The organism is Caballeronia catudaia (assembly GCF_001544755.2).
GTDB lineage: Bacteria > Pseudomonadota > Gammaproteobacteria > Burkholderiales > Burkholderiaceae > Caballeronia > Caballeronia catudaia.
Genome location: NZ_FCOF02000032.1, coordinates 40,424 through 66,301, shown reverse-complemented (window position 1 = coordinate 66,301; position 25,878 = coordinate 40,424). Strand labels below are relative to the sequence as shown.

20 protein-coding genes and 1 pseudogene are annotated in these 25,878 nt (G+C 60.7%); 13 read left to right on the top strand and 8 right to left on the bottom strand.

What is annotated here, in order from left to right; all coding sequences use genetic code 11:
- Nucleotides 1–24: 24 nt before the first annotated feature.
- The 4 genes from trxB to AWB75_RS26365 all read left to right on the top strand — a co-directional run bounded on the left by trxB (nt 25) and on the right by AWB75_RS26365 (nt 4,933).
- On the top strand, nt 25–1,044 hold the full coding sequence (gene trxB / locus AWB75_RS26380) for a thioredoxin-disulfide reductase (RefSeq protein WP_061126978.1): 1,020 nt from the start codon (nt 25–27) through the stop codon (nt 1,042–1,044).
- Complete coding sequence (locus AWB75_RS26375) at nt 1,004–1,939, top strand: LysR substrate-binding domain-containing protein (protein WP_159462807.1); 936 nt, start codon at nt 1,004–1,006, stop codon at nt 1,937–1,939. Before trxB ends, AWB75_RS26375 begins: the two co-directional genes overlap by 41 nt.
- Nucleotides 1,940–2,230: 291 nt before the next feature.
- Complete coding sequence (locus AWB75_RS26370) at nt 2,231–3,529, top strand: MFS transporter (RefSeq protein ID WP_061126976.1); 1,299 nt, start codon at nt 2,231–2,233, stop codon at nt 3,527–3,529.
- A gap of 186 nt (nt 3,530–3,715) precedes the next feature.
- A complete protein-coding gene (locus tag AWB75_RS26365) occupies nt 3,716–4,933 on the top strand; it encodes a CaiB/BaiF CoA transferase family protein (protein ID WP_061126975.1) in 1,218 nt (405 codons plus the stop codon).
- 457 nt (nt 4,934–5,390) lie between these two features.
- Here AWB75_RS26365 and AWB75_RS26360 read toward each other — a convergent pair whose 3' ends face one another.
- The 4 genes and pseudogenes from AWB75_RS26360 to AWB75_RS26345 all read right to left on the bottom strand — a co-directional run bounded on the left by AWB75_RS26360 (nt 5,391) and on the right by AWB75_RS26345 (nt 8,801).
- Entirely contained in the window at nt 5,391–5,774 is a 384-nt protein-coding gene (locus AWB75_RS26360; RefSeq protein WP_235012252.1) for a MaoC family dehydratase, read from the bottom strand.
- A gap of 190 nt (nt 5,775–5,964) precedes the next feature.
- Nucleotides 5,965–6,735: pseudogene (locus AWB75_RS26355) on the bottom strand (sugar phosphate isomerase/epimerase family protein); the annotation flags it as partial.
- Between the two features lie 22 nt (nt 6,736–6,757).
- On the bottom strand, nt 6,758–7,915 hold the full coding sequence (locus tag AWB75_RS26350) for a dihydrodipicolinate synthase family protein (RefSeq protein ID WP_061126971.1): 1,158 nt from the start codon (nt 7,913–7,915) through the stop codon (nt 6,758–6,760).
- A gap of 16 nt (nt 7,916–7,931) precedes the next feature.
- Nucleotides 7,932–8,801: a shikimate dehydrogenase family protein gene (locus AWB75_RS26345; protein WP_061126989.1), complete on the bottom strand. Its 870-nt coding sequence runs from the start codon at nt 8,799–8,801 to the stop codon at nt 7,932–7,934.
- Here AWB75_RS26345 and AWB75_RS26340 point away from each other — a divergent pair.
- On the top strand, nt 8,801–9,640 hold the full coding sequence (locus tag AWB75_RS26340; RefSeq protein ID WP_235012251.1) for a TetR/AcrR family transcriptional regulator: 840 nt from the start codon (nt 8,801–8,803) through the stop codon (nt 9,638–9,640). The two genes, AWB75_RS26345 and AWB75_RS26340, sit on opposite strands and share 1 nt — an antisense overlap.
- A 200-nt stretch (nt 9,641–9,840) precedes the next feature.
- Here AWB75_RS26340 and AWB75_RS26335 read toward each other — a convergent pair whose 3' ends face one another.
- Nucleotides 9,841–10,986, bottom strand: a complete 1,146-nt coding sequence (locus tag AWB75_RS26335; protein ID WP_061126988.1) for a glutathione-independent formaldehyde dehydrogenase — start codon at nt 10,984–10,986, stop codon at nt 9,841–9,843.
- 689 nt (nt 10,987–11,675) lie between these two features.
- On the opposite strand from AWB75_RS26335, the gene AWB75_RS26330 reads away from it, so the two are divergent.
- Entirely contained in the window at nt 11,676–12,599 is a 924-nt protein-coding gene (locus AWB75_RS26330; RefSeq protein ID WP_061126969.1) for an NAD(P)/FAD-dependent oxidoreductase, read from the top strand.
- A 380-nt stretch (nt 12,600–12,979) separates the two neighbouring features.
- On the opposite strand, the gene AWB75_RS37270 is transcribed toward AWB75_RS26330, so the two are convergent.
- The gene (locus tag AWB75_RS37270) at nt 12,980–13,468 is read right to left on the bottom strand and encodes a hypothetical protein (RefSeq protein WP_143746505.1); all 489 of its coding nucleotides are present in this window, start codon (nt 13,466–13,468) and stop codon (nt 12,980–12,982) included.
- A gap of 116 nt (nt 13,469–13,584) precedes the next feature.
- Here AWB75_RS37270 and AWB75_RS26325 point away from each other — a divergent pair, with 116 nt between their 5' ends.
- The 5 genes from AWB75_RS26325 to AWB75_RS26305 all read left to right on the top strand — a co-directional run bounded on the left by AWB75_RS26325 (nt 13,585) and on the right by AWB75_RS26305 (nt 20,056).
- Nucleotides 13,585–14,049 carry a lipocalin-like domain-containing protein gene (locus tag AWB75_RS26325; protein ID WP_143746504.1) on the top strand — a complete coding sequence of 155 codons (465 nt, stop codon included), beginning with the start codon at nt 13,585–13,587 and terminating at the stop codon, nt 14,047–14,049.
- A gap of 275 nt (nt 14,050–14,324) precedes the next feature.
- Nucleotides 14,325–15,488 carry a transglutaminase domain-containing protein gene (locus AWB75_RS26320; RefSeq protein ID WP_061126967.1) on the top strand — a complete coding sequence of 388 codons (1,164 nt, stop codon included), beginning with the start codon at nt 14,325–14,327 and terminating at the stop codon, nt 15,486–15,488.
- 546 nt (nt 15,489–16,034) lie between these two features.
- Nucleotides 16,035–18,455, top strand: a complete 2,421-nt coding sequence (locus AWB75_RS26315; RefSeq protein WP_061126966.1) for an EAL domain-containing protein — start codon at nt 16,035–16,037, stop codon at nt 18,453–18,455.
- Nucleotides 18,456–18,461: 6 nt separating this feature from the next.
- Nucleotides 18,462–19,199: a TenA family transcriptional regulator gene (locus AWB75_RS26310; protein WP_061126965.1), complete on the top strand. Its 738-nt coding sequence runs from the start codon at nt 18,462–18,464 to the stop codon at nt 19,197–19,199.
- A 125-nt stretch (nt 19,200–19,324) separates the two neighbouring features.
- Nucleotides 19,325–20,056, top strand: a complete 732-nt coding sequence (locus AWB75_RS26305; RefSeq protein WP_407642164.1) for an OmpW/AlkL family protein — start codon at nt 19,325–19,327, stop codon at nt 20,054–20,056.
- Nucleotides 20,057–20,270: 214 nt separating this feature from the next.
- Here the strand turns inward: AWB75_RS26305 and AWB75_RS26300 are convergent, their stop codons facing one another.
- Nucleotides 20,271–22,160 (bottom strand): TRAP transporter large permease, encoded by a 1,890-nt coding sequence (locus AWB75_RS26300; protein WP_061126963.1) that lies wholly within the window; start codon nt 22,158–22,160, stop codon nt 20,271–20,273.
- Nucleotides 22,157–23,185, bottom strand: coding sequence for a TRAP transporter substrate-binding protein (locus AWB75_RS26295; protein WP_087086856.1), 1,029 nt, complete (start codon nt 23,183–23,185; stop codon nt 22,157–22,159). The genes AWB75_RS26300 and AWB75_RS26295 overlap by 4 nt, the downstream gene beginning before the upstream one ends.
- 191 nt (nt 23,186–23,376) lie before the next feature.
- On the opposite strand from AWB75_RS26295, the gene AWB75_RS26290 reads away from it, so the two are divergent.
- Together AWB75_RS26290 and AWB75_RS26285 are read left to right on the top strand one after the other, a co-directional pair.
- On the top strand, nt 23,377–24,285 hold the full coding sequence (locus AWB75_RS26290) for a LysR substrate-binding domain-containing protein (RefSeq protein WP_061126987.1): 909 nt from the start codon (nt 23,377–23,379) through the stop codon (nt 24,283–24,285).
- A gap of 180 nt (nt 24,286–24,465) precedes the next feature.
- The gene (locus AWB75_RS26285) at nt 24,466–25,824 is read left to right on the top strand and encodes an NAD(P)H-dependent oxidoreductase (protein ID WP_061126961.1); all 1,359 of its coding nucleotides are present in this window, start codon (nt 24,466–24,468) and stop codon (nt 25,822–25,824) included.
- The last annotated feature ends 54 nt before the right edge of the window (nt 25,825–25,878 follow it).

The window sequence follows — 25,878 nt, the reverse complement described above, 5'->3', positions numbered from 1 at the left end:
GCGTCAGATAGAAGGAACGCGGAAATGAAAACTAGTCACATCAAGGTAGCCATCATCGGGTCTGGCCCAGCAGGTTACACCGCGGCTCTGTACGCCGCTCGCGCCAATCTTGCGCCGACGCTTATCACCGGCGCTGAACCGGGTGGGCAACTCACCACTACCACTGATGTCGAGAACTGGCCAGCCGAGGTCAACGGTGTTCAAGGACCGGAGTTAATGCAGCGCTTCCTCGATCACGTTAAGCGCTTCGAGACGAGCGTCGTGAACGATCATATTCGTTCAGTGTCCCTCGACAGCAGGCCCTTCACGCTTCATGGACAACAAGGGCAATACACCTGTGACGCACTGATCATTGCCACTGGTGCCTCTGCAAAATGGCTTGGCCTGCCGTCCGAGAAACAATTCTCGGGCCGAGGAGTGTCGGGTTGCGCTACCTGTGATGGGTTCTTTTACCAGAACGAGAATGTCTGCGTCATTGGCGGTGGCAACACAGCCGTAGAGGAAGCCCTTCTTCTCTCAAATATAGCGGCGCATGTCACACTGGTTCATCGCAGGGATAAGCTCCGTGCCGAGCCGATTCTTGTGACAAGACTGATGGAAAAGGTGCGGCAACGGCGCGTTACACTTAAGATGGGTTTCGTCCTGGAGGAATTCCGTGGGGATGAGACCGGTCTTACGGGAGTAAGACTGAAGGACCTTTCGAATGGTCAAGAAGAGCGGCTCGATGTGAAGGGTTGCTTCGTCGCAATTGGGCACACACCGAATACCGACATCTTTGCTGGAAAGCTCGACATGAACAGCGGGTACATTACGACTCGATCCGGATTAGCAGGCTACGCAACGATGACTAACATTCCAGGCGTATTTGCAGCGGGCGACGTACAAGACCAAGTCTATCGTCAAGCAATTACTAGCGCGGCTACCGGGTGCATGGCCGCACTTGATGCCCAACGGTTCCTTGAAGAACAAGCAGTAGCTTCAGCCTTCGATGAGGCGAATCACAATGGATATGCGGCAGCTGAAGTACTTCCTCAAGGTTGCTGATCTCGGAAGTATATCGAAAGCGAGCGATCACTTGCATGTCTCGCAATCGGCGATAAGCGCGCAGATAGCCGGCCTGGAGCAAGAGCTTGGTAGTCGCTTGCTTCTGCGCCGCGCGACCGGAGTTGAGCTGACGGATCCGGGCCGACTTCTGTATCGACATGCGAGGTTGATCCTGCGTCAGGTCGAAATCGCACAAGATGACGTTGCAAGAGCCAGCGAAGAGCCATCGGGTACCGTTACGCTAGGGTTGCCTTCGGCAATTGCAGAAATCGTGGGAATGGCGATGATTCGAGCATGCCGAGAGAAGCTTCCGGCGGTTCGACTCCAAATCATTGAAGGCCTGAGCGTACTCCTTGGTGAATTCACACTAAGCGGTCGGCTCGACATTTCTATTCTCTTCGTTGAGCACGCGCCGCGGGGCCTCGAAACAGTGCCCGTTCTCGATGAGGAGTTGTTTTACGTCTGCTCGCCGAGGAGCAGTTTCGCAATGGAAGGGAAGAAGAACGTTACCCTTTCGGAAGCGCTTGAGACGCCCGTAGTAGCACCCGCAATAGGCAACAGTATGCGAGCAGTGGTGGAGGCGGCTTGCGCGGTCGAAGGCCTACAGTTCAAGCCCGCCGCCGAAATAGACTCTCTTGCTCTTCTGAGAGCCTGTGCCATGCAGGATATCGCCGCGACTTTCCTGCCCTCGTCAGTGGTCGTCAAGGAAGAAGCGGCCGGAGAGCTGTACGTTCTAAAGGTCCGTTCGCAAAACTTCACCCGTCCCATTTCGATTTGCACATCGGCAATGAGCGCCACGAGTTCTGCGTCAGAAGCGGTCTTCCAGCTGCTTCGGAACATAACGACTGACTTGGTTCGTAGCGGCGTATGGCAAGGAGCGAAGCTTCGAAACTAACGCGCGTACTTCCCTCGACGCTAAATCCAGCGCGAAGGTTTGAGAGCTACTGGTCTTAGCGCGGGCAATTGTCACACACTGATTATTGTGCAAGTTGAAGGGTGCGAGAAGCCTTGAGTAGCTGCCCCGTAATTATTAGCTTACAGGCCGTCCGGCCCCGGCGCGAAAAGCGCTCGCGGGGCATCGCTACGCCTGACGACAGTTCAGCGTACTGAGGAATATCACGACAACCGGGAGCGCAGCGGCTCGACGTCGAGAGCCGTTTGTAGTGCTACAACAGGAGACAGCATCATGAATCTGGAAGAACAGGTTATGCGGAAAGTGAGCAGAAGACTCACGCCTTTACTTATGATTCTCTATTTTGTCGCATACGTTGATCGAATCAATCTGGGATTCGCCGGACTGACAATGAACAAGGACCTCGGTCTAACGCCCCAGGTCTTCGGCCTCGGCGCCGCTTTCTTTTTCGTCGGTTACCTATCGCTTCAGATACCCGGAAATCTGCTGATTCACAAAATGGGAGCGCGACGTCTGACGGCGCTGATGGCCTTCACCTGGGGATTATTCGCCGTGGGGATGGCTTTTGTTTGGGATGCTCATAGTTTCTACGCAGCCCGTTTCTTCCTGGGTGCCGCAGAATCCGCGTTCGCTCCCGGGATGATCTTCTATATCAGCCTTTGGTTCCCAAAGAAGTATCGTGGTCGAGTGCTGACGCACTTCATCTTGGCAAATCCGCTCGCCGGTGTAATCGGTCTTCCCCTATCGGCTCTGCTCATGAAGTTGCATGGAGTGGCCAACCTAACGGGCTGGCAATGGGTGTTCGTCGGAGAAGGTTTGCCCGCAATTCTCCTTGCATTCGTCACGCTTAGGGTGCTCACCGACCGCCCCAGTGATGCGACCTGGCTCAATGCGACGGAGAAGCAGTGGCTGGTGAGTGCGATGGAGCATGACGTGGCTGAGCGAAAGAGCAAGGGACCGGCTCGTGGGCATGCCAAGTTGCATGCATCACTCCTGGCGCTTTGCTACTTTGGCATCATCATGGGGCTCTATGGCTTCGGACTGTGGTTGCCGCAAATCGTCAAGTCGTTCGGGGTGTCGACGTTTGAGACAGGATTCATTTCAGCGGTACCTTACATCGCCGCAGCCGTGTTCATGCTTTATTGGGGACGTCGGCTCGATCGAGCGGGGAATGCTGGGTGGCATACAGCAATGGCGTGCCTAATTGGCTGTATGGGCCTTGTCGCCACTGCATTCGCTCCTCCCGGCGTCATAGCCGTTCTCATGCTATCGATTGCTGCGATGGGACTTTTCTCAGCGCTCTCGACGTTCTGGACCACCCCTACCAACCTGTTCGCTGGGTCAGCAGCTGCCGCCTGCATCGGCTTCGTGGCATCGATGGGACACATTGGAGGTTTCACCGGCCCGTACCTGATGGGCGTGATGTTAGCAACTACGCACAGCCACGCTATGGGGCTGTGCGGCCTTGCCAGCGCTCTCGGCCTTGCCGGTGTCGTCATGTGGTACTACCGGGACAAGGCGAGTAGCAGGAAGCGGGAGTTGACGCCCACTACCGCGAGCCACCGGCATTAATCGGCTTTCGCCGCCTCCCCGAGCCCGTCGGTGGTTAGGCTCTCCACACCGATAGGCTATGGCTTGGTTCGGGGAACGGCATTTTTCCGGGCGATTTCCCGGTAGCGCTAAAACCCGGGACCAGGCGGTTCGAATTTCCGGGAACGCAATGCGTAGCATAACCGGTGCAAATAACGGAGCTCTTCGATGGAAAGATCAAAGTCCGGCCGGCTCCCTCTCGACGGCATCCGAGTCGTTGAACTTTCTCATATGGTAATGGGACCTGCATGCGGGATGATCCTAGGCGACCTTGGAGCAGAGGTCATCAAAGTCGAGCCTCCGAAGGGTGACAACACACGTCACCTTCTCGGCGCGGGCGCCGGTTTTTTCAGAGCTTACAACAAGAACAAGAAGAGCATCGCTCTTGATCTGAACGAGCGCGCGAGTCGGGAGGCTCTCCTGCATCTTATAGACACCGCGGATGTTTTTATCGAGAACTTCCGACCGGGCCGCATGAAGGAACTCATGCTTGACTATGAAGCACTAAGTGCGCGAAATCCTTCATTGATCTATGTGTCGCATAAAGGATTCCTCAACGGACCCTACGAAAAGCGACTGGCCCTTGACGAAGTTGTTCAGATGATGGGAGGACTTGCCTACATGACGGGTCCCGCCGGTCGGCCGTTGCGCGCGGGCAGCTCAGCTAATGACATCATGGGTGGAATGTTCGGAGCCGTCGGCGTCTTGGCCGCGCTGCATGAGCGCTGTTCCACTGGTCATGGCAAGGAAGTCCATTCCGCCCTATTCGAGAACTGTGTGCTGCTTTCCGCGCAGCATATGCAACAGTTCGCCGTTACTGGACAACCACCAGCGCCGATGCCGGAGCGCATCAATGCATGGGCGGTGTACGATGTATTCGCGCTTGCGGGTGGCCATCAGATGTTCATCGCTGCAACCAGCGACGCGCAATGGAAGGCGCTGTGCGACATCGTTGGACGCCAAGACCTGCTAGATGATGTCCGTCTCCAGTCGAACAATGAGCGCGTTCACGCCCGGGATTGGATGATCCCGACGTTGGCGCAAACTTTAGCTGGCCATAGTCCGTGCCTGCTGGCTTCTGAGTTCGAGGCTAAGTCGGTGCCATTCGCCAATATCGCACGACCGGAAGAGTTGTTCAACGATCCCCATCTGAAGGAAAGCGGTGGACTTGCAAAGCTCGAACTCGAAGATGGGTCGGAAACTGAGATTCCTCTTTTGCCCCTGACGTTCGACGGCGCTCGACTTCTGCCGCGAGCGCCCCTTGCCGCTGTCGGCCAGCACAATGAAGTCGTCCTTGGGCCTTTGGGGTATAGCGCTCAACAGATAAAGGGCATGGCCGGATCACCAGTGTTGTCGTCGCACGATCGTACCGTCGAGGCCGGCTAAAGCTTGTGCGATGGTACGAGTGGCGAAGTCTCTTGTGCACCGCCAAGCGGGTCCGTCCATAGCGCCAATTCGCTCATTGTCACGACCCATGGCGAAGCTGAGCGTTGGGAATTGTTTTTTTCGTCCACTGACCGAAACCCACCCCTTGCGATACGAGGGGCGTTATGGAAGAACTGACCTCCCGAAGGCCGCTATCAACCGCGCAGCAGACGGTTGAACGTCGGCACACTGGCAACTTCAATTGTCTCGTATTGGCCGACCCCGGAAGTTCGCCGACGTGCTGCTCGACGCTGAACGCGTCGAAGGAGTTCCCCTGGACGGCCCGGCACCGGCCCGAGGTACTCGGTCTTGGTCGGACCTCATCGGCGCGCAATTGCTTGCGTCCGCACTGGCTGCTTCGGGTTCGCGAACACAGCGTTGCCCTGCACAGTCAACGGAAAGCCGGCTGACCGGTTCGCTAAACTCGATTCGCCATTAGCAAGAGCGTTTCGCCGTCCTGAAGCACCTTTCCGTGTTGGTTCAGCACGGTCAGCTTCAAGGTCGCAATACCGCGATCCTGGTGTTTGGTGAGGCGCTTCGCGGCGACTTCGATATTCACCTGGATCCGGTCGCCGATCATCAGCGGGGCGCGGAACGCCCAGTTCCAGCTCAACGTCGCAAGTCCCCTGAGACGCACGTCGCTGCGCGTCTTAAGGCCATCGGCGAGCGCGAGTCCCAGCAGTCCATGGGCGATGCGCCCGGAAAAGCCCGCTTCCTGCGCTGCGACGTCGTCCATATGCAAGTCGTACAGATCGCCCGAGACGCCCGCGTAATTGACGACGTGCGACTCCGTCACGGTCATGCCGGAGGTGACGTAGTGATCGCCGGGCTCTATATCGTTGAGGTCGTACTTGCCCGCCGGGAGCAAACGTCCCTTCCGATCCGCTTGGTTGATTGCCTGATTCATGTGCCCTCCCTTGTTCCTTACAAGCCGTTTGTAGGCGCTGCGCGCACACCGCCAGCACCTCGTCCGGCGCGACCTTCCACCAGCTATCGCGCGAGAAGATTTCGACTTCCGTCATGCCCGCGTATCCCGCGCTTTCGATCTTGCGCCGGAATCCCGGCAGATCAATGACGCCGTCGCCCATCATGCCGCGATCCATCAACATGTCCTTTGTGTCGGCGTGCCAGTCGGAGACGTGGTACGCGAAGATGCGCCCCGCCCGTCCCGCCGCCGTGATGGACGCCCGCAGCAACGGATCCCACCAGCAGTGGTACACATCGATCGCGATGCCCAGCATCGAAGGCTCGTCCGGCGCGATGCGCTCGCACATCGCCAGCGCCTGACCGATCGTATTGACGACGGAACGGTCGGCCGCATACATCGGATGCAACGGTTCGATGGCAAGCGGTACGTGAAGCCTTCGCGCCTCGCCAAGCAACTCCGCGATGCCCTCTTCGACTTGCATCCGCGCGCCCGCCAGATCGCGCCCGTTAGCACTCACGCCACCGACGACCAGCACGAAGCAACGCGCATCGAGTTCGGCGGCGTCGTGCAGCGCGCGAATGTTGCTGTCGATGCTCGCGCGCCGTCCCGTGTTTGTCGCTGCGGTCAGATACGTCGAGCGGCAGTACCCGGTCACGGTGAGTTGCAGGGCGCGTAGCTGACGCGCCACCGATTGCGCGCCGAGCGCTTCGACTTCGTGCCGCCACGGCGCGACGCCGCCGAAGCCCGCACGCGCAATCCGGTCGAGCGTCACGTCCAGCGATTCGCGATGCCCGAGCGTCGCCGTATTGATTGCGCATCGTTTCAGCGATTCCATCTCACACTCCTTTCATTGCCCGTCACAGACCGAATGTCTGCATCACGAGCCGCATGCGTTGCACTGCGAGTTCGGGATCGCGCAGAAGATAGGCTGCATCGGCGAGACGGAAAACGTCGGCGAGATACAGCGGCGGGCGCGCTCCGTGGTGGCCGCCCGGCATGAAGAAGTGCGGCTGAAAGCCGTTCAGGTACGCAAGAAAGACGACGCCCGTCTTGTAGTACCGCGTCGGCGCGCGGAAGATGTGCCGCGACAGCGCTACCGTGGGTTCGAGCACGCGCTCGTAGCGCGCGATATCGCCAGCCGCGAGTGCGGCGAGCGCCTGCGACGCGGCAGGCGCGATCGCATCGAAAATACCGAGCAGCGCGTGCGAATAACCCTGCTCGTCACCCTTGATGAGCGACGGGTAATTGAAGTCGTCGCCCGTGTACATCTTGACGTTCGCGGGCAGACGGCGGCGGAAGGCGATCTCGCGCGCATCGTCCAGCAGCGAAATCTTGATGCCGTCGATTTTGCTCGCATTTTCCGCGATGACGGCTAGGCAGGCATCGGCAGCTGCGTCGAGATTGTCGCTGCCCCAGTAGCCTTTCAGCTCGGGATCGAACATGCCGCCGAGCCAGTGGAGGATCACGGGACGCTCGCACATGGCAAGCACTTCGCGGTACACGCGCAGATAGTCGTCGCGATGCCGCGCGACACGCGCCAACGCGCGGCTTGCCATAAGGATCACGCGGCTGCCGGTGCGCTGAATGGCGTCGATCTGCATGGCGTAGGCCCGGATTACCTCATCGCACGATGTGGCCGCATCGGCGGACAGATGGTCGGTGCCGCAGCCCGAGGCGATCAGCGCGCCGGGCAGGTCGCGCGTTTCGGCCATTGTCCGCTGCACGAGTTCGAGCGCGACGTCCCACGAAAGGCCCATGCCGCGCTGGGCGGTATCCATCGCTTCGGCAATGCCCAGACCTTGACCGATCAGATACCGGCGATATTCGATGGTCCGCGCCCAATCGAGCGCGGCGGGCTGATTCAACTCGCCGCTGCGATGCGGGTCGGCGACGACGTGCGCCGCCGAATACGCGATGCGGGTGAACTGCGCGCCCGCCGGGGCGCCGCCGATGTAATCGCCCTTGAGCGTGTAGTTGTCGAACTGGCCGGAAGCGGCCGGAAGAACGATTTGCATGATGATAGAGACTCGCTCAGGCGTGTTCGTCGGAGAAACAGGAAAACGATTCCGGCATGTCAATGCCGAAGAACGCCGCGAACGCCGCGAGCTGTCCTTCGATCATTGGCCGACCGTTGGTCGCGCGGCAGCCGCTGCGGCGCGCGTGTTCGAGCAACGGCGTCTCGGCTGGCGTCATGATGATGTCGACCACTTGGAGCGTGGGCGCGAACGCGCCGAACGCGGCGGGCATGCCGTCGCCCGGCCGCATGCCGACTGGCGAACAGTTGATCAGAAGATCGACGCCCGCGAGATCGGCCGGATCGACATCGACTTTTGCAGGACACTCGGGGTAGAAGCGGTTCAGCCGCGCCACCAACTGCTCGGGCAACTCGCGCTGCGGATCGGTCAGCGCGATGCTCGCCGCGCCCGCTTCCGCCAGCGCGTGCGCCACCGCCGCGCCTGCGCCACCCGCGCCGAGTTGCTTCACGCGCTTGCCGCGCACTTCGAAGCCGATGCGCTTTAAGCCCAGCACGAGGCCCGTGCCGTCGAACATGTCGCCGAACCAACTGCCGTCCGCACGTTCGCGCATGACGTTGATCGCGCCGACGCGATGCGCGGTGTCCGAGACTTCCTCGACCATCGACATGGCGCGCACCTTGTGCGGTACGGTGACGACGAGCCCGTCGAGATTGCCGAGCGCCTTCAGTCCGGCCAGCGCCGGTTCAAACACGTTCACCGGCACGTCGAACGGCAGGCAAACCGCGTCATTGCCGCCCGCTTCGAACAGCCCGTTCATCAGTTGCGGCGTCTTCACCTGCGTCACCGGGTCGCCGACGATGCCGAACAGCCGCGTCGCGCCGCCGATGCGACACTTGTGCGCTGGCTTTTGCGTTGGAGTTTGCATTGCTTGCATCGAGCGACACACAACGGAAATTTGAGGAGGGAAAAATGCGAGTTCACACAGCGGGTGAAAAGATGCGCGAGGCGCAAGCCCAGCCGGATAAAAGGGGTCATGTAGAATCGGCCGTTGCTTCGCCCCGTATGAGGCTTAGTTCCCGTTCCGATCCTCACCGAGCAGAAACCTTGAGTCAGACCGACAAGCCCGCGAAAACCGACAAGACGAACGCAGCGACCAGACAGCGATCCCCGATGTACGACAGCATCAAGGACCTGGCCAAGCGGCTTCTGATCGCGCACGGTTATCACAAGACGACCTTCGGTGTAATCGCGAAGGAGCTCGGCATTACCACGACCAACATCCACTATCACTTCGGCAACAAGAACAATCTGGTAGAAGAAGTCGTGAAGGATTACGTGGCCGGCGCCACGGAAGGTCAGAAAAAAATCTGGCTCGACGAAACCATGTCGCTTCAGGACAAGGTTCAGGCGGAAATCGCCTTTAACCGCAACCTCTATCGCACGTACAACCCCAGCGGCAGGACGCGCAAGCCGTGGAGCCTGATCGGCCGCCTTCGTCTTGAAAGCGATGTCCTCACCGACGACGCGTGTGCGGCGCTTGCGGGCTTCACCACCGAGATTCACGGAGCGGTGGTTTTCGCCGTCGAGCACGCGAGCCGGAGCGGCGAACTCAAGCGCGACACGCCAAAGGAAGACCTGATCTTCTTGCTGACGCATCTGATCGACAGCCTTTCTGTGTTCGCGCAGGACGCGGGGGGCTTCGAGCGCGTCGAGCAGTTCATGAACTCGTTCTCGCGCGTGGTGCTTTCAAAATACACGAAGTAAATCGGGCTCCCGGTCCGCAGACTGAGGCCGCCCCCGGAAAAACGTAAATTGTCGAGGCGCGACCAACATTGAGCGCCCCCGACCGACAGGAATGCGCTCGGGGGGCTCGTATTGGTCCAGTAGAAAAAGGGGCGAGCGGGCCTGTTGGACCTTCTTCTAACCGGCTTTCATCCGCCATGACTCATACGTGAGAAATGCTCTCATGCACCAGGCTTCAGGATGACTTTCGTCCAGCCTCGGTCACGCGAGTCGAAGTGCTGGTAGGCCTCCGGTGCCTTGCTCAGTTCGATCTCGTGTGAAACGATAAAAGAGGGCTTCGCCCTGCCCGCATGAATCAGGTCGCGCAGTTGGCGGTTGTAGGCTTTGACATTGCACTGCCCGGTGGCGATATGCTGGCCCTTGAACCAGCACGTTCCCCAGTCGAACGCGATCTCCCCCTTCTTGGCCAAGTCATCGGATGCGCCGGGATCCTGTGGAGTGAATACCCCGACCACGCCGATGCCGCCGGTGAACTTCACCGATTGGACGAGATTGTTCATGGTCAGATTTGGAATCTCCTTTCCGGCGGGATCATGGCATTGATAGCCGACGCACTCGCAGCCGACATCGGCACCCAGACCATGGGTGAGTTCCATGACGCGATCGACCGGATTGCACTTCGAATCGTCGATGGCGACCGCGCCTATTGATTCCGCCAGCTGGAGCCGGTCCGGATGGCGATCGACCACCATCACATTGCAGGCACCCTTGATCATCGCTGCATGCGCGGCCATGAGCCCGACTGGACCCGAGCCGTAGATGACGATTGCGTCGCCCGGGCGTAGGCCGGCGAGCTCAGTGGCATGCCAGCCGGTCGGAAAGATATCGGCCACCATCACATAGTCGTTCTGCTTTTCCTCGGCGTCGGAAGGCAGCTTCAGGCAGTTGAAATCGGCCCATGGAACGCGCAGGTACTCCGCTTGTCCGCCCTGATAGGGTCCCATGTCGGCGAAGCCAAAAGCAGCCCCTGCCATGCCCGGTTGTGGATTGGCAGTCAGGCAGAATGCGGTCAATCCCTTTTCGCAATTCCGGCAATGGCCACAGCTGATATTAAATGGCATGCACACCCAGTCCCCGACTTTTAAACGCTCAACCGCCTGCCCCACTTCCGTGACTTGGCCGAGATTCTCATGCCCGAAAACCCTCCCCGTTTCAAAGTCGGTCCTGCCCTCGAACATATGCAGATCCGAACCGCAGATATTGGTGCTCCTAATCTGCACGATCACATCAGTCGGCCGCTCGATTTTGGGATCGGGCACGTTTTCCACGCTGACATCGCGCGGACCTCTATAGACAACAGCTTTCATCATGTTTCTCCGGTTACATGCACGCCTGCCCGACCGACCTCATCGATTGTCGGAGGTCGTGAGTCGGACCGTACAGCGTTACCACATGACCCTCCGCTGATGCCCCAGGCGTCGTTCCAGTTTCGAACACCTGCGCGTTGCCAGGCCGCTCGACCGAGTGCTAGACCTTCATTCTCAGCGTCTTTGACGTCGTCCCAATGCTACCCATCCAGCTGCGGAGGGTTCTCTCCATCGGATCAGCTGGCCAATTCGCAAGGACATCCGCTGTGGGAGCAATGCATATTCCAGACGAAAGCGGTCGGGCAGGACGCGAGGGGTAAATTTGTGCAAGCGAGGCGACGGGGTGAGCGGTACGCGACCCGCTGCGGTCCGTGGGGGTCCTTCCTCTCGAGCGCACCACGCGAGATGGTCTTCCTCCTCCTTCGCGGGCGGTTCGCTCGAAGCCTGCCTTCGCGCCCGCGAGTCAGTCGCGAGCTCTTGAGCCCGATAAAGCGGCTGCGCACACCCCAACCTGGTTCGCGCGCATCTCGCCGCGCGGGCGCGTCGACGACAATGTGGACGCGCGCATCTTTCCTCATCTTGGGAATCGATATTGCTCATGCACCCAAGATGTAAAGCAACATGTCCGGGAATCGTATGCGCACTCCAGCATGCAGACGCAGGTTTATCGACCGTAAGCGAAGACATTGATGAACGATCCGATCGTTGATTGCATTATTGTCGGTGGCGGGCCCGCTGGCCTCACCGCGGCCCTCTATCTCGCACGGTTCAGGCGCTCGACGATCGTGATCGACGACCGTCAGAGCAGAGCGTCTTTGATCCCCATCGTGCGTAACCTCGCTGGCTTCGAGAGCGGTATCAATGGAAATGAACTGCTCGCCAAGATGCGTCGTCAGATAGAGTGTTACGACGTGCCAGTCGTCGAAGGCCGAGTCACGACGATAAGAGAGATTGACGGCAGGTTTTTCGTTCAATATTGCAGCAATATCGGTTCTTCGTTCCGCAACCTGGTCGCACATCGTGCACTGCTCGCCTGTGGAATCCGCGACAAACTTCCGCCGATCAACGAGGCGGTTAGGCTGACTCAACGAGGTTTGCTCCGTTTCTGCGCGATATGCGACGGGTTCGAAGCGCAAGGCAAGCGGATCGCAATGCTAGGTCCGGCATCACGTGCGCTGTCGCATGCCTTGTTTTTCCGCACGTTCTGTCAGCAGGTGGCAGTTATCGCCTCCGATATCGATGTGCTGACGCAACAAGAGCGTGCGCTCGCGGCGCAGAACTCCATCGATTTGATCCCGACCGGTGCGCTCGAGTTACCGGATAACACCGAGGCGCCCGTGAGCGTTGCCTGCCAGAATGGGCGCCGACATGTATTCGATGCTGTCTATCCGGTGCTTGGCTGCTTCCCGCAAGCGGAACTTTTGAGTGGCTTTGATGTGCAGCGAGACAGCGACGGCATGATCGTGACTGATAAGCACCAGCGGACGAGCGTAAATGGACTGTACGCTGCGGGGGATGCAGTAAATTCGCTAAATCAGATCTGCGTCGCAGTTGGTGAAGCTGCAATGGCTTCGATGGCTATCCATCGAAGCCTGCCGGCTAATCCGCTTTAGCGAAGCGCACTATGAATCACGTGCCTTGTCGAAGACGACCGTCTCTGCATCGGTAGACAACCAGGGCCGAAACATCGCGACACGCGGGCACGCGACCGTGATCCCGGCATCGAGTCCGCGCTAACAACTAACACTGCCGTCAAGGGTTGAGGAGCAATGGAAGTCCGGCCATATTGGAGCGGGGCGAGTGTCTCTCCCGGCGGGGCGGCGCACTCCTCCCGATGCCCGACGCCCTCACGTCGCCAACCCGCCAGATTGCTGACGCCCAGCACTGGCCTCTCCAAGGTCGGCAAAGGCCGGTGATACAGCTTTTCGTCGTTTCGAACTGAATGGCCGAAAGCACCGGTCCGTGCTCGCCCATTGGGAATTGATGTGAGAGATCAGAGCTTAAGCCAGAGCCAAAACCAGACTCCTGCGAGAAACAATGGCATAACGAACCCTGAAAGACTTCCGACTATATACAACCATCCCTGTTGATTGGGAAGGGCGTCAAATTCTTCGATCAATGGAGGCATGCGTGCTCTTGCCGCATCTTCCGTGGCTTTCCGGCGTCTGTAGTTTTCATTCACGACTTTGTGCGCGACCGCAACGCCCAGTAAGACAACCAAAGATGACGCGATCCCAATCCAACACAGTGCTGCCAGAAGACTCGGAATGATGTCCGCAGCATCGGCTGGATTCAATCGCTGGCTGTTAGGTCGGTCCCGTACCCCGACGTTTAAACCAACTACGAAAGCTGTAAACAGAAACGAATGAGATGTTAGCAACCATGTAACACGTTGGCCAACGTATTCGAACTCGTCTCGTATGAAGCCATCGAGACGAGACAGGCGACGATGCAGATGTTCTTCGTTGAGGATGACAGGCACTCGACGCCTCCTTCGTTCACTTTCCTACCAGCGCAGGAGAAGGCTCTCGGCCGGTCGACACCGTTGCCCTTAGCTTAGGAGATCCCCATTCCGCTTTCCGCCCGATCGGAGTCGGAATGTACGCCGTCGAACAGAGGCGGTCCGGGTCCGAACTATACGTTGCATTCGGCCATACCCTTTCGCGCTGGTCGAAAGGCCGTATGGCGGGGCCCGACGTGTGCATTCGCAACCAAATGAAAGCTGACGGCCACCGCTTAACCGCGACGTCGGCAAGGCGGTTCACCGTGGCGCCAGCGTGGCTCACCGGCTGCTATCCAAAGTCGTTGGGTCATTCAAACGTCTCGCGGGAGACCGGGCCCACCGTCTACCTATTCCGAGCGCGATGCGACTTCTCCATCATTCATTCTCCTAATTTTCTTGGAAAGATAAGTGCTAGTTTTCAAACAGACCGGGTGCGTTTCTACACCATCGATGGCGACACGCTTACGATCAAGACCGAACCCAACAAGAGTCCTGTGGGCGGGCGCGAGGGCGTAGGTATCCTGACGTTCGAGCGGGTGAAAAGTCGATGGCCGCAATGAGGTTGCCAGCGCTTTCCTCTACCGCACCTCACCGAATACATGTCGCGTAGCGAACGACATTGCGCTGCAAGCTGTTGGACCTGAACCACCATCCCTCCCCTGCCGCTCCACACACGCAGCTCCGCACGCTCCGGCGCGCGCACCGCCCACCGCCTGTCCGTTAGTTTTCCCCACGTTCACGCTGACGATTGGCACGTCATGTGCAGTGTTCGGGGACGCCCGGCATAGGCCATTCAGAGCAGCCCGGGCGACCTTGACTGAATCGTGGGGATCGTATGTCCGGGCGATTGCATCGTCGATTACTGTGCGGCATCGTTGCGATCACGGCGATCGGCAGCGTCTGCACGTCGCGCAGCGGGCCTCCTTCGGTGACGATCCAGGGCGGCGCAATCGTTCGTCCCGTCGTAGTCGCCGTCGAGTCCACGCCACCCGCGCAAATCGAATCGGCCCGCAACGAGATCCCCGAAGAGACGCGAGACGCATCCGATCCCGGCATCGAACGGCTGCGCGGCGCGACGTGGTGGGAAGCGAACCGCAAACTGCGGCCTCAGCTTGCTCAGGTCGGCGAGCTGCTGTTTGCCAGCTTGCTCGAAGGCGATACGCAGCAGTCCGCCGAAGGCGCTTCGCGCGTGCAGCGTCTGCGCGACGCGATGCGCGCGCATCGGCAACTCAAGCCCGCAGGCTGGAATCGGCTCGTGACACAGGTACGCGCCGCGCGCGCGGAGACGGGCGATTATTCCGCGCTGATGTTGGCCAACGCCCTGATCAATGAAATCCGCTATCGCGACGGCACCGACGGCAGCTACTATGCGCCCGCGCGCTTCTTCGCCGAGAGCGGCGTATGCAAGGACTTTGCTGTCGCCAAGTACCTGCTGCTGCGCGAAGCGGGCTTCGACGCGTCGCAATTGCGCCTCGTCTTGCTCGCGCCGCGCTACAACAACACACCCGACGACTGGCACGTGATGCTCGTCGTGCAGGCCGGTGGCATGGCCGCACCGGCAGCACTCGACTCGCCGCCGCCTCCCGTGCGCAAGCGCACCGGCGATGCGTCCGGCAACGCCGTCTCCCCCGACACGGTTGATACGTCGAACAAGTCCGATCCGCAAGCCCGTCCGTCCGGCCCGTCTGCGCGGCTCGTGGCGATCCTCGCCGGCCGCAAGCCTGCCGACGCGGTGCTGCGCGCGCCCTCCGGGCCCGTGGTCGTGACGCTCGACGCGTCCGGGCAGGCAGAGCGCCCGCTTGCCGTCGTCTTTAACGAGCAAGGCAGCCTGTCATTCGAGCGCGAAGCGCCTGTCAGCAGATACCGGCCGCACGCCTCGAAACGGCGCGGCGTACGCGCGATCGTCGCGGACGACGCAGGCCAATCGTGGAGCGTGGATTCATCGGGCGTCTTTCCGAAGTGGCAGTTGACCAATGCGGGTGGCGAGGCGAAGGGATGATCGATTGAATCACGACTTGATATCTTTTGATCGATCCGCGAATCGGACCGCTATCGTCTTCAGGTCGAAAACAAATAAAAGATTTTGAGGGCCGCTTTAGCCAATCATGAATTTCTCGATAACTTTAATCAAGAGACGAACCGAGAATATATTTTCCAAGCGGTCGGTTTTAAAAAGCGCCGTGCCGCGTCTGCCGGGTTACTCGCCGCACTACTCCTATAAGCACGCACGTTCGGCCTGAGAACAAATTTCCGCCTTCTCACGAACAGCAGCAAACAGGCGAATCTCCCGGTGTGATAAAAACAACAGTGTCTTTTCTTTCTTACTATCAAAGCCAAGTCTGTCATTTCTTGCGGTTAAGATTCCCAGCCGCGCCTCTAACGTTTCGATTAGAGCCTCAAGTTCATCTCCTTTGCGCCGTTAGAAATAGAGGCGAACGAAAACTTGCTTTGAAAGACGACCGTTCGGATTGTTTTCCGAATACGTTCCTCGCAAGGCGAGATCGTTTTGTCGCTACGCCCATAAAAACTTGTTATCAGGCTCGAAATGCCAGCGGCATCGAAGACCAATCGACAACTGTTCAAGACGACGTGGCCGTTCGTGGCAGTCGTTGCGTCGCTGCTGGCGCTCGTTGCTACGAGCTTGTCGATCATGTCGTCCGTGCGGGCTTACATCGGCGGTGAAAGCACGTGGTCGAAAGGCCAGAAGGACGCGGTCTTCTATCTGATCCGCTACGCGCAGACTGGCGACGAGAAAGCCTTTCGCCAATATCAAAGTGCGATCGCATTTCCACTCAATCTCAAGCGCGCACGGCTTGCGCTCGACGGCGCCCGATCCGATCTTGGCACGGCACGACAAGCGTTGCTCGAAAGCGGCGTCGATCCCGCCGACGTGAGCTCGGTGATCTGGGTCTTCCGCACCTTCCGTCGCGACAGCTTCTTCGAACAGGCAGTCACGTACTGGACGCGCGGTGATGCGCTCGTCGAGCAGCTCGTCGCCGCGGCGAACGAACTTCGCGTCGCCAAGGCCGCGGGCCGCTCGGGTCGAAACGAGGTCGATTCGCTGACGGCAGAGATCTGGAACATCAACGCCGCAATCGCGCCGATCTCTCGCGCCTTCGCCGATGTGCTCGGCGTCGCGTTCCGTAAAACCGCGCTGCTGCTGTTGGTCGTCAACGTGGTGGTCGCGGCGCTGCTCGTGTCGCTGTCCGTCTGGTACGCGCGGCGCTTCATCACCGCGCGGCTCGCCTCGGAGCATGCGTTGAGACGAAGCGAGGCGCGCGCAAAGGCCACGCTCGGCTCGATCGGCGAGGCCGTCATTTCGGTCGGGCCGACCGGGTTGGTCGAGTTCATCAATCCGGCGGCGGAGCGCCTCTTCTGCCGCGACGCGGCCGGCTGCGTGAGCCGCCCGTTGACCGAGCTCGCCTCCATCGCGCGGGAATGGGACCGCCGGCCCGTCGACCTGATCGAACAGGCGCTGCGCGGCGAGCAGCCGTGGGATGCGAGCACCGATCTCGTCCTGACCAACGTCCACGGCACCGAAACCGTGGTGCAGGCGATCACATCCGTCGTGCACGATACGTCCGAGACGATCACGGGCGTCGTGCTGCTGTTGCGCAACATGACACGCGAGCGCGAGTACGTGTCGGAGCTTTCGTGGCAGGCATCGCACGATGGCCTGACGGGTTTGCTCAATCGCACCGAGTTCGAGCGCCGCCTGTTTGCATCGCTGCATGCGCAGCCCGGCATCGAAGGCGCGCAGCGCGCCTGCATGTTGATGATGATCGATCTCGATCAGTTCAAGGTCGTCAACGATACCTATGGTCACGCGGCGGGCGACACGATGCTGCGGGAAGTGGCCAGTCTGATCAAAAATTGCCTGCGCGAAGAGGATTCGCTGGCTCGTCTGGGCGGCGACGAGTTCGCCGCGCTCATGTTCGATTGCGACGAACAAACCGCGCTGCCGATCGCCGAGCGACTGAGGCAACAGGTCGCCGCGTTCGAATGGTCGTGCGAGACGCACAAGCTGTCGACGAGCGTGAGCATCGGTCTGGTCGATCTGCGCGGTCTCGATACCGAAACAGCGATGCGCTTCGGCGATATCGCCTGCTATCTCGCGAAGGAGCGCGGGCGCGACCGCGTGCATCTCGCCGTTCGCGGCGACAAGGAACTCACGCGGCACGCGAGCGCCATGTCATGGTGCGGCCGGATCAAGGACGCACTGGCGAACAACCGCTTCTGCCTGTATGAGCAGGAAATTCGCCCGGTCGACTCCGCCGGCAGCCACGCATCGAAGCAGCATCCTCGGCATGTCGAAGTGCTGCTGCGCATGGTCGGCGAAAACGGCAAGATCGTGTCGCCCTACCACTTCCTGCCTGCGGCGGAACGTTACGGATTGATGTCCGCAATCGATCGCTGGGTCGTGCGCGCCGTGTTCGCGACGCTCGAAAGAACGGGTAATCCAGAAGGCATTCAATACGCCATCAACCTGTCCGGCGCTTCGATCGGCGACGAACGCTTTCTGCAATTCCTGACGGATCAGTTCGAGATCAGCCGCGTGGACCCCGCGTCGATCTGCTTCGAAGTGACCGAAACCACGGCCGTAGCCAATCTTGCCGCAGCGGCGCGCTTCATCCGTGACCTGAAAGAGCGCGGCTGCAAATTCTCGCTCGACGACTTCGGTGCGGGCATGTCCTCGTTCGGGTATCTGAAGCATCTGCCCGTCGACTACATCAAGATCGACGGAGGATTCATCAAGGACATGCTCAAAGATGCCGTTAGCAGAGACATGGTGGCGGCGATCAATGATATCGGCCATTCGATGGAGCGCCTGACGATCGCGGAATACGTCGAGAGCGAAGCGATCCTGCAGGCGCTCGGCACCATGGGCGTGGATTTCGTGCAGGGGTTTCATGTCGGGCGGCCGGCCCTCTGGGCGCAGAACATTGAATTTCTTGAAGTGACGTAGGAGGAGATGTTGGATCCCACTTTTCAGCGAGTTGGCGATTTGAAGGACATTGCCAGCTACCCGGCCTGGTTGGGCGACGTGCTGGCCGAAACGAATGAAGCCAAGCGGCAGGTCATCGACCATCCCATCTTTGCCGCGATGCGCGACGCCGAGTTGTCGCCGCGCCAGGCCGAGGCGTTTCTGGTAAATGGCTGGCCGGTCGTCGAGCAGTTTCCGCAATACATGGCGATGAATCTCCAAAAGCTGCGCTACGGGCATTCGCGCGGCGAAGACCTGGCGCGGCGCTATCTGACGCGCAATATTCGCGTCGAGCAAAACCATGCCGACTATTGGGTCGACTGGGCCGCGGCGCACGATGTGAACAAGCGCGCATTGATGAAGGGCAGCGGCTCGTCCCTCGCCTATGCACTGTCGCACTGGTGCTGGAAAAGCAGCAGCGGCGACCCGCTTGCCGCGAGCATCGCCGCGACCAACTTCGCAATCGAAGGTGTCACCGGCGAGTGGTCCGCATTCGTTTGCAGCAGCGAGACGTATGCGAACAGCTTCCCGGCATCGATGCGCCGCAAGGCCTTGCGCTGGCTCAGCCTTCACGCGCACTACGACGACGCACATCCTTGGGAGGCGCTAGAGATCGTGGCGACGCTGCTTGGCAATGCGCCCGGCGTCGACGAAGTGCATGCGGTAAAACGCAGCATTCAAATGAGTTATGAATATTTCAAGGTAAGCCTCGACTGCTGTCTGTAGAGACCACCGGTTCAATTGCTTTTCCTTAGTTGCACGCCCATCGCCCCGGCTTTCATGACTCGGGCGATGCGGACGCGCTCGCCCATACCTGATTGATATCTGAAACGAGAAGAGAAAAAATGAAGCTGAAACACATTGCATGCGCAGCCCTTTCGACATTGGGCATGGCCGGCGCGAGCGGCGCATACGCACAGTCGGCAGGCGACGTCCAGGTCAGTGCCGGCTGGATGCACTTCGCACCGCAGGACTCGAGCGGCCCGTTCAACATCACCGCATTGGGCCAGACCGTCACGAAGCAAGGCGCGAGTGCATCGGTCAGCGATGCCGATACCTTCGGCCTGACGCTTCAGTACTTCGTCACGGATCACATCGCGGTCGAAGCGGTCACGGGCGTGCCGCCGAAGTTTCATCTCAACGGCGAAGGGACGCTCGGGCCGTTGGGCGAACTCGGCACCGCTCGAGAATGGAGCCCGACGCTGCTGCTCAAGTACTACTTCCTGAGTGCGCAGAGCAAGTTCCGGCCTTATGTCGGCGCGGGCGGGTCGTATGTATGGTTCTCGGACGTCAAGCTCAGCCAGCAGATGGCGAACGGCGCGTTCCTCTATACGCCGCAAACCGGCACGGCGCTGACGGGTCCGACGAGCGTGCACATCAACAGCTCCTTTGCGCCGGTCGTGAATGCGGGACTTTCGTACAACTTCAACAAGCACTGGTCGGCGGCGTTCTCGGTGTCGTACATGTGGCTGTCGGCGCGCGCGACGCTCACGACGAACTCGGCCGTCGGCCAGGTCAAGAGCGAATCGAAGCTCAAGCTGGATCCGATCGTGACGTTCCTGTCGGTGGGCTATACGTTTTGAGCATCGAGCGCGAGGACGAAAGGCAACGCGCGTGCATCCGTGCGCGCGTCTCTCTCGTATCTACCGAAAACAGCCACGCTCATGCGGCGTCGGGAGATCTCCAGGCGCGAGGAGACCATCCGTCCTGGACGGCATCGGGATAAGGAGGAAGACGGCGTAAAAGAAGGGCTGACGACCCTCGGTCAGCCCTGAACGGCACATCGACTCGACAAGTTCAAAGAAAGCCGATCGAGATCCAGGGAACGAAGGCGATCGCGATCAGACCGAGCAGCAGCATGCCCAGATAAATCCAGATGCGCTTTAGACCCGCTTCCGGCGATACCTCGCCGATGATGCACGCCGCGTAGTAACACAAGCCGAACGGCGGCGCGAACACGCCGAGTCCCATTGCGAGCACGACGACCATCGCATAGTGCACTTCGTGGATGCCTAGCTGATGCGCGACCGGAAACAGCAACGGCCCGAACAGAACGATGGCGGGAATGCCCTCGAGCACGCTGCCGAGCACGATGAACGCGACGATCGACACCAGCATGAAGCCGACGGCACCGCCCGGGACTCGCGTCATCATGTCCGCGAGATCGTGCGAGAAGCCCGACTGTGTCAGCGCCCAGCCCATCGCACTCGCCGCTCCGACGATGAACAGAATCGCACCGGACAACGCCGCCGTCTGCAGCAGCATCGGCATGATCGCTTTCCATTTGAGGCCGCCGCGATAGATCAGAAGGCCGATAACGAGCGAATAGGCGATACCGATCGTCGATACCTCCGTCGCAGTCGCAATGCCCTCGACCACCGCGCTGCGAATCAGAAACGGCAGCAACAACGCCGGCAAAGCGATCACGAACGTGCGACGCACGTGCGACCACGGCGCCCTCACCGCTCCCGCTCGGCTCTCGTCCGTTTCTTCCTCGCGTCCCGCGCGCCACCATGCGACGACGCCAAGCACCAAAGCGAGCACGATCGCCGGAAGGATACCCGCGGTAAACAGCGCAGCGATCGATATGCCGGTCACCGACGCGATCGCGATCAGCACGAGCGACGGCGGAATCGTCTCGCTCATCGCACCGGACGCGGCAAGCAACGACACGAGTTCGCCGTCCTTCATCCCGCGCTTGCGCATCTCGGGGAAGAGCACGGGCGCGACGGCCGCCATATCGGCCGTTTTCGATCCCGAGATTCCCGAGATCAGCAGCATTGCACCGAGGAGCACATACGACATGCCGCCCCGAACGTGACCGAGCAGCGACGCGAGAAACGCGACCATCACGCGCGCCACGCCGGTCACATGAACGAGTTGCCCGAGCAGCACGAACATCGGCACGGCGAGCAGGATCAGCGTGCTCATGCCCTCGTCCATCCGTCCGACCACGACGCTGAGCGGCGTCGACGTGGTCGTCAGCAGATAGGCGCTCGTCGCGAGGGAGAACGCGAAGGCGATCGGCACGCCCGCCATCACCGCCGCGCCGAGCACGCCGATGAAGAACACCAGCAGCGCGCCCTGTCCCATGTGCGTCAACGGCGCCTTGGCGAGATAACAGCCGGACGCGATCAGCAGGATGAGCGCCAGCGCACCGACGATATGCCGCCGGTCATGCCGCGCAAGGCGCAGCCCGCAACTGACCAATGCCGCCGCACAGCCGAAAGGAATCGCCCATGCTCTCACCGAGCCCGACCAGCCGAGTGCAGGCGTTTCGACGAAGGCCTGATCCTGCACGTAGTCGAATGCGGGATGCATCACCAGCGCAAAGAATGCGGCCGCGGCGGCGACCGCGAGCGTCTCGGCCCACGCTTGCGCGCGCGGCGTCATGTGCGATACGAAGAAGGTCAGCCGCATGTGACACGACCGCTGCACCGCGAGCGCGCTGCCCAGCATCGCAAGCCAGAGGAACAGGATGGACGCGAGCTCGTCCGACCAGATGAGCGGCTGATGAAACACCGCGCGCGCCACGATGCCGATGAACAGCAGCGCCACCTCGCCGACGACCGCCGCTGCCGCGAGCACTTCGATCCCGCGGCGCAACCAGCGTTCGAGGACGCTTTCGCCGTGCGCGTCGCGCACGAAAGACGTCCCCGGCACCTCCAGCTTGTGCGCCGCGCTCATGATATTTTCCCCGTCACCGCTTCGAGGGCGCTCCATGCGCTTGCGCCGAACTTGTCGCGCCATTGCGTATAGAAGCCGGACTTCGCGAGCGCTGCGCGGAACGCATCCCGGTCGGCGGGAACGAAGGTCAGACCCTTGCCGGTGAGTTGCGACTTCAGCGATGTATTCAACCGCGCGACGTCCGCGCGCTGCTCGACGCTCGCGCGGTCGAATTCGCGTCTCACGATCGTCTTGAGATCGTCGGGCAGCGCGTTGAATGCGCGCGGGTTGCCGACCAGCCAGAACGGGTCCCAGATGTGGTTGGTTTCGGCCACATACTTCTGCACCTCGTAGAGCTTGCCCGCCTCGATCGTGACGAGGCCGTTTTCCTGGCCGTCCACGAGATGCGTCTGCAACGCGGTGTAGAGCTCGTTGAAGTTGATCGACGTCGGGTTCGCACCTAACGTCTGAAAGAGCGAAGTGAACATCGGCGAAACCGGCACGCGAATGCGGTAACCGCGCAAGTCCTCGGGCGCCTTGATCGGTTTCGTGGCGGACGTGATCTGCCGGAAGCCGTTGTCCGCCGCCTTCGACACCGAAACGAACCCGCTCTTGTCGATCTGTGCGCGGATGATCTTGCCGAGATCGCCATCGACGCCGCGCCAGACCTGATCGTAGTCGGAGAACGCAAAGCCGAGATTGGTGATTGCCGCGAGCGGAATCACGGTCGACATCACCGATCCCGAGATATTGAGGAACTCGACCGCGCCCGAGCGCGTCTGCGACAGCAGGTCGGTGTCCGAGCCGAGTTGCGATGCGGGAAAGAAGCGGATCTCGAGCCTGCCGCTGCTTGCCTCGCGTATGCGGTCGATGGCTTCCTTGAGCCGCGTATTGATCGGCTGATTAAGGGATTGCCCGGTAGCGAGCTTGTAGGTGAACTCGGCGGCGCGTGCGGGCCGGGTCCATATCGTTACCAGCGGAAGGGCGGCCGCAGCCTTCAACACCGCGCGTCGCGAGATGCGGCGCGGCGAGTTCGACGTGCTCATGATGCTGTCTCCATTCATATGAACCTGCTGAGGCGCGCCACTTTGTAGGTATGGCGTCGCGGCACGTTGCGGCGCATGTTCGACTCTTGTCGAGGCGCTGCCGGTCCTGCGTGAGCAAAATATAAGAGGCTTGTTGGTGAAGGACAATTCAATTATTTTGCGCAAAGGTGTAGCCAATCTAAAGGGTGATCATGTATCTGCCATTGCGGGCCATCAGTGTTTTTCATGCTGCGGCGACTTCGGGGAGCATCTCTCGTGCAGCAGCGGAGTTGAACGTCACGCCATCGGCTGTGAGCCAGCAGATCCAGTCGCTCGAGACGCACCTGGGCACGGCGTTGATGACGAAGGTCGGACGCGGCGTAGCGTTGACCGAAGCCGGCGAGCGCTACTTCGCGATGATTTCAGAGGAGATCGACCGCATCGCGGATGCGACTCAGCGTATACGCGGGTTGCGCTCCGTCACGCTACTGACCGTGCGCGCCACGCCGACACTCTCCACCAAGTTCCTGTTGCCGCGCCTGCGCTCGTTCCTCGACGGTCATCCCGATCTGGAAGTGCGCCTGAACGGCACCAATGAAATGACCGACTTCGCGCAGGAAGCGGTCGATGTCGAGATTCGTCACGGCACCGGGCAATGGCCGGGCGTTTATGTCGAAGCGCTCGCCGAGGAATCGTTCCTGCCGGTATGCTCGCCCGCGTACTGCGTGCCGTCGAGTCTCGATGCCGCCGATCTTCAGCGGCATCGGCTCATTCATTCGATCAAGTCGCAAGTCCAGTGGCCGCATTGGTTCTCGGTGGCGCGCGCGGCGCCGCTCGATCCGGGCCAGCGCGTCCTGTTCGATCGCAGCCACATGGCGATCGATGCGGCCGTCGACGGCATGGGTATCGCGCTCGAAAGCACGCTGATGATGTGGCGCGAGCTGCGCGACGGCACGTTGATCTGCCCGGTGCGCGAGCCTCCTTCGATCCGCCTGACGACGCAGTGGATCGTCTGCCCGTTCGAGCATCTGCACAAAAAGAAAGTGATCTTGTTCCTCGACTGGCTGCGCGCGGAGCGTGCCGCCTGGCAATCCGCGTCCCAACTTCCCGCCGCCCGCTGACGTTGAAGCCTGGCTAACGAATCGCCTTGGAAATGTTAATTGTTCTGGCTGATGCCCCTGACTACACTTGCTCGCAAGTAAGGCGCACCGCTGTCATGCCTTCGATCACGCCACTCGGCCCACTCACCGCGCGCCGCGCTCGCGGCCACGATCCATAGTTTCGACCACAAAGGATTGCACATGAATCTCTCCAGTCTGCTCCAGGCACGCAACGCTTCCGGACGTCCGGTTCGCGTCGGCCTGATCGGGGCCGGCAAGTTCGGCTCGATGGTGCTCTCGCAAGCCCGCCATATCGAAGGGCTGCATGTCGTGGGCGTCGCCGATCTCGACGTCGGCAAGGCGCGTGCATCGCTTGCGCGCGTCGGCTGGCCGGCCGAGCAATATGGCGCGCGCACCCTCTCCGATGCCGTCAAGACCGGGGCCACGTGCGTGCTCGACGATGCCGCCGCGCTCGCCGCGTGCGATGAAATCGAATGCATCATCGAAGCGACGGGACACCCGATCGCCGGTGTGCGTCACGCACTGGCCGCGATCGAAGGCAACAAGCATGTAGTGATGGTCAACGTCGAGGCCGACGCGATGTGCGGCCCGTTGCTCGCTGCGCGCGCCCGCGAGCGCGGTCTCGTCTACAGCATGGCGTATGGCGACCAGCCCGCGATCATCTGCGAACTCGTGGACTGGGTGCGCTCGTGCGGTTTCGAGCTGACCTCGGCCGGCAAAGGCATGAACTTCGAACCGCGCTATCGCTATTCGACGCCGGACACGGTGTGGGGCTTCTTCGGCTGGACCGAGGAAGAAGTGGCCAAAGGCGACTTCAACCCGAAGATGTACAACTCCTTCACCGATGGCACGAAGGCCGCAATCGAGATGGCGGCGGTCGCGAACGGCACGGGTCTCGATTGCCCGGACAACGGTCTCGCCTTCCCTCCCGCCGGCCTGCATGACCTGGCGCGCGTCTTCCGGCCCGCGGAAGATGGCGGACGTCTTTCGCGCAGCGGTCTCGTGGACATCGCCGCCAGCCAGGAACCGGACGGCCGCGAAGTGCTCAACAACATCCGCTACGGTGTGTTCGTCACGTTCAAGGCGCCGAATGAATACGCGCGTGCGTGCTTCAAGCAATACGGCCTACTCGTCGATCCGACCGGCTGGTACGGCTCGATGTGGCGGCCCTTCCACATGATCGGTCTCGAAACCAGCGTGAGCGTGCTGTCGGCCGTGTTGCGCGGCGAGGCGACGGGCTCATCGAAGGAATTCCGGGGCGACGCCGTCGCGACGGCCAAGCGCGACCTCAAGCCGGGCGAGATGCTCGACGGCGAAGGCGGCTATGCGGTCTGGGCCAATGCGATCCCGGCATCGAAGAGCCTTGCCATCGGCGGCCTGCCGATCGGGCTCGCACACAACGTGAGGCTCAAGCGCCCGGTCGCCAAGGACACCATCGTGCGCTTCGAGGATGTCGAGCTCGAACGCGATCTGGATGTCGTCGCGCTGCGTCGCGAGATGGAGCACAGTGCGCTCGGCAAGCCCGCGAAGGCAGCGTGAGGCGCGCACATCGTGGCATCGAACGGAGAGCCCGGCATGGTTAGCGGAACCGAA

Bases quoted from the DNA above. Each gene is read 5' to 3' on its own strand.
- AWB75_RS26330 (WP_061126969.1), top strand. From the start codon at position 11,676: ATGAACGATCCGATCGTTGATTGCATTATTGTCGGTGGCGGGCCCGCT.
- AWB75_RS26320 (WP_061126967.1), top strand. From the start codon at position 14,325: ATGTCCGGGCGATTGCATCGTCGATTACTGTGCGGCATCGTTGCGATC.
- AWB75_RS26315 (WP_061126966.1), top strand. From the start codon at position 16,035: ATGCCAGCGGCATCGAAGACCAATCGACAACTGTTCAAGACGACGTGG.
- AWB75_RS26365 (WP_061126975.1), top strand. From the start codon at position 3,716: ATGGAAAGATCAAAGTCCGGCCGGCTCCCTCTCGACGGCATCCGAGTC.
- AWB75_RS26300 (WP_061126963.1), bottom strand. From the start codon at position 22,160: ATGAGCGCGGCGCACAAGCTGGAGGTGCCGGGGACGTCTTTCGTGCGC.
- AWB75_RS26360 (WP_235012252.1), bottom strand. From the start codon at position 5,774: ATGACCGTGACGGAGTCGCACGTCGTCAATTACGCGGGCGTCTCGGGC.
- AWB75_RS26310 (WP_061126965.1), top strand. From the start codon at position 18,462: ATGTTGGATCCCACTTTTCAGCGAGTTGGCGATTTGAAGGACATTGCC.
- AWB75_RS26335 (WP_061126988.1), bottom strand. From the start codon at position 10,986: ATGAAAGCTGTTGTCTATAGAGGTCCGCGCGATGTCAGCGTGGAAAAC.
- AWB75_RS26325 (WP_143746504.1), top strand. From the start codon at position 13,585: ATGTACGCCGTCGAACAGAGGCGGTCCGGGTCCGAACTATACGTTGCA.
- AWB75_RS26295 (WP_087086856.1), bottom strand. From the start codon at position 23,185: ATGAGCACGTCGAACTCGCCGCGCCGCATCTCGCGACGCGCGGTGTTG.
- AWB75_RS26350 (WP_061126971.1), bottom strand. From the start codon at position 7,915: ATGCAAATCGTTCTTCCGGCCGCTTCCGGCCAGTTCGACAACTACACG.
- trxB (WP_061126978.1), top strand. From the start codon at position 25: ATGAAAACTAGTCACATCAAGGTAGCCATCATCGGGTCTGGCCCAGCA.
- AWB75_RS26375 (WP_159462807.1), top strand. From the start codon at position 1,004: ATGGATATGCGGCAGCTGAAGTACTTCCTCAAGGTTGCTGATCTCGGA.
- AWB75_RS26285 (WP_061126961.1), top strand. From the start codon at position 24,466: ATGAATCTCTCCAGTCTGCTCCAGGCACGCAACGCTTCCGGACGTCCG.
- AWB75_RS26290 (WP_061126987.1), top strand. From the start codon at position 23,377: ATGTATCTGCCATTGCGGGCCATCAGTGTTTTTCATGCTGCGGCGACT.
- AWB75_RS26345 (WP_061126989.1), bottom strand. From the start codon at position 8,801: ATGCAAACTCCAACGCAAAAGCCAGCGCACAAGTGTCGCATCGGCGGC.
- AWB75_RS26370 (WP_061126976.1), top strand. From the start codon at position 2,231: ATGAATCTGGAAGAACAGGTTATGCGGAAAGTGAGCAGAAGACTCACG.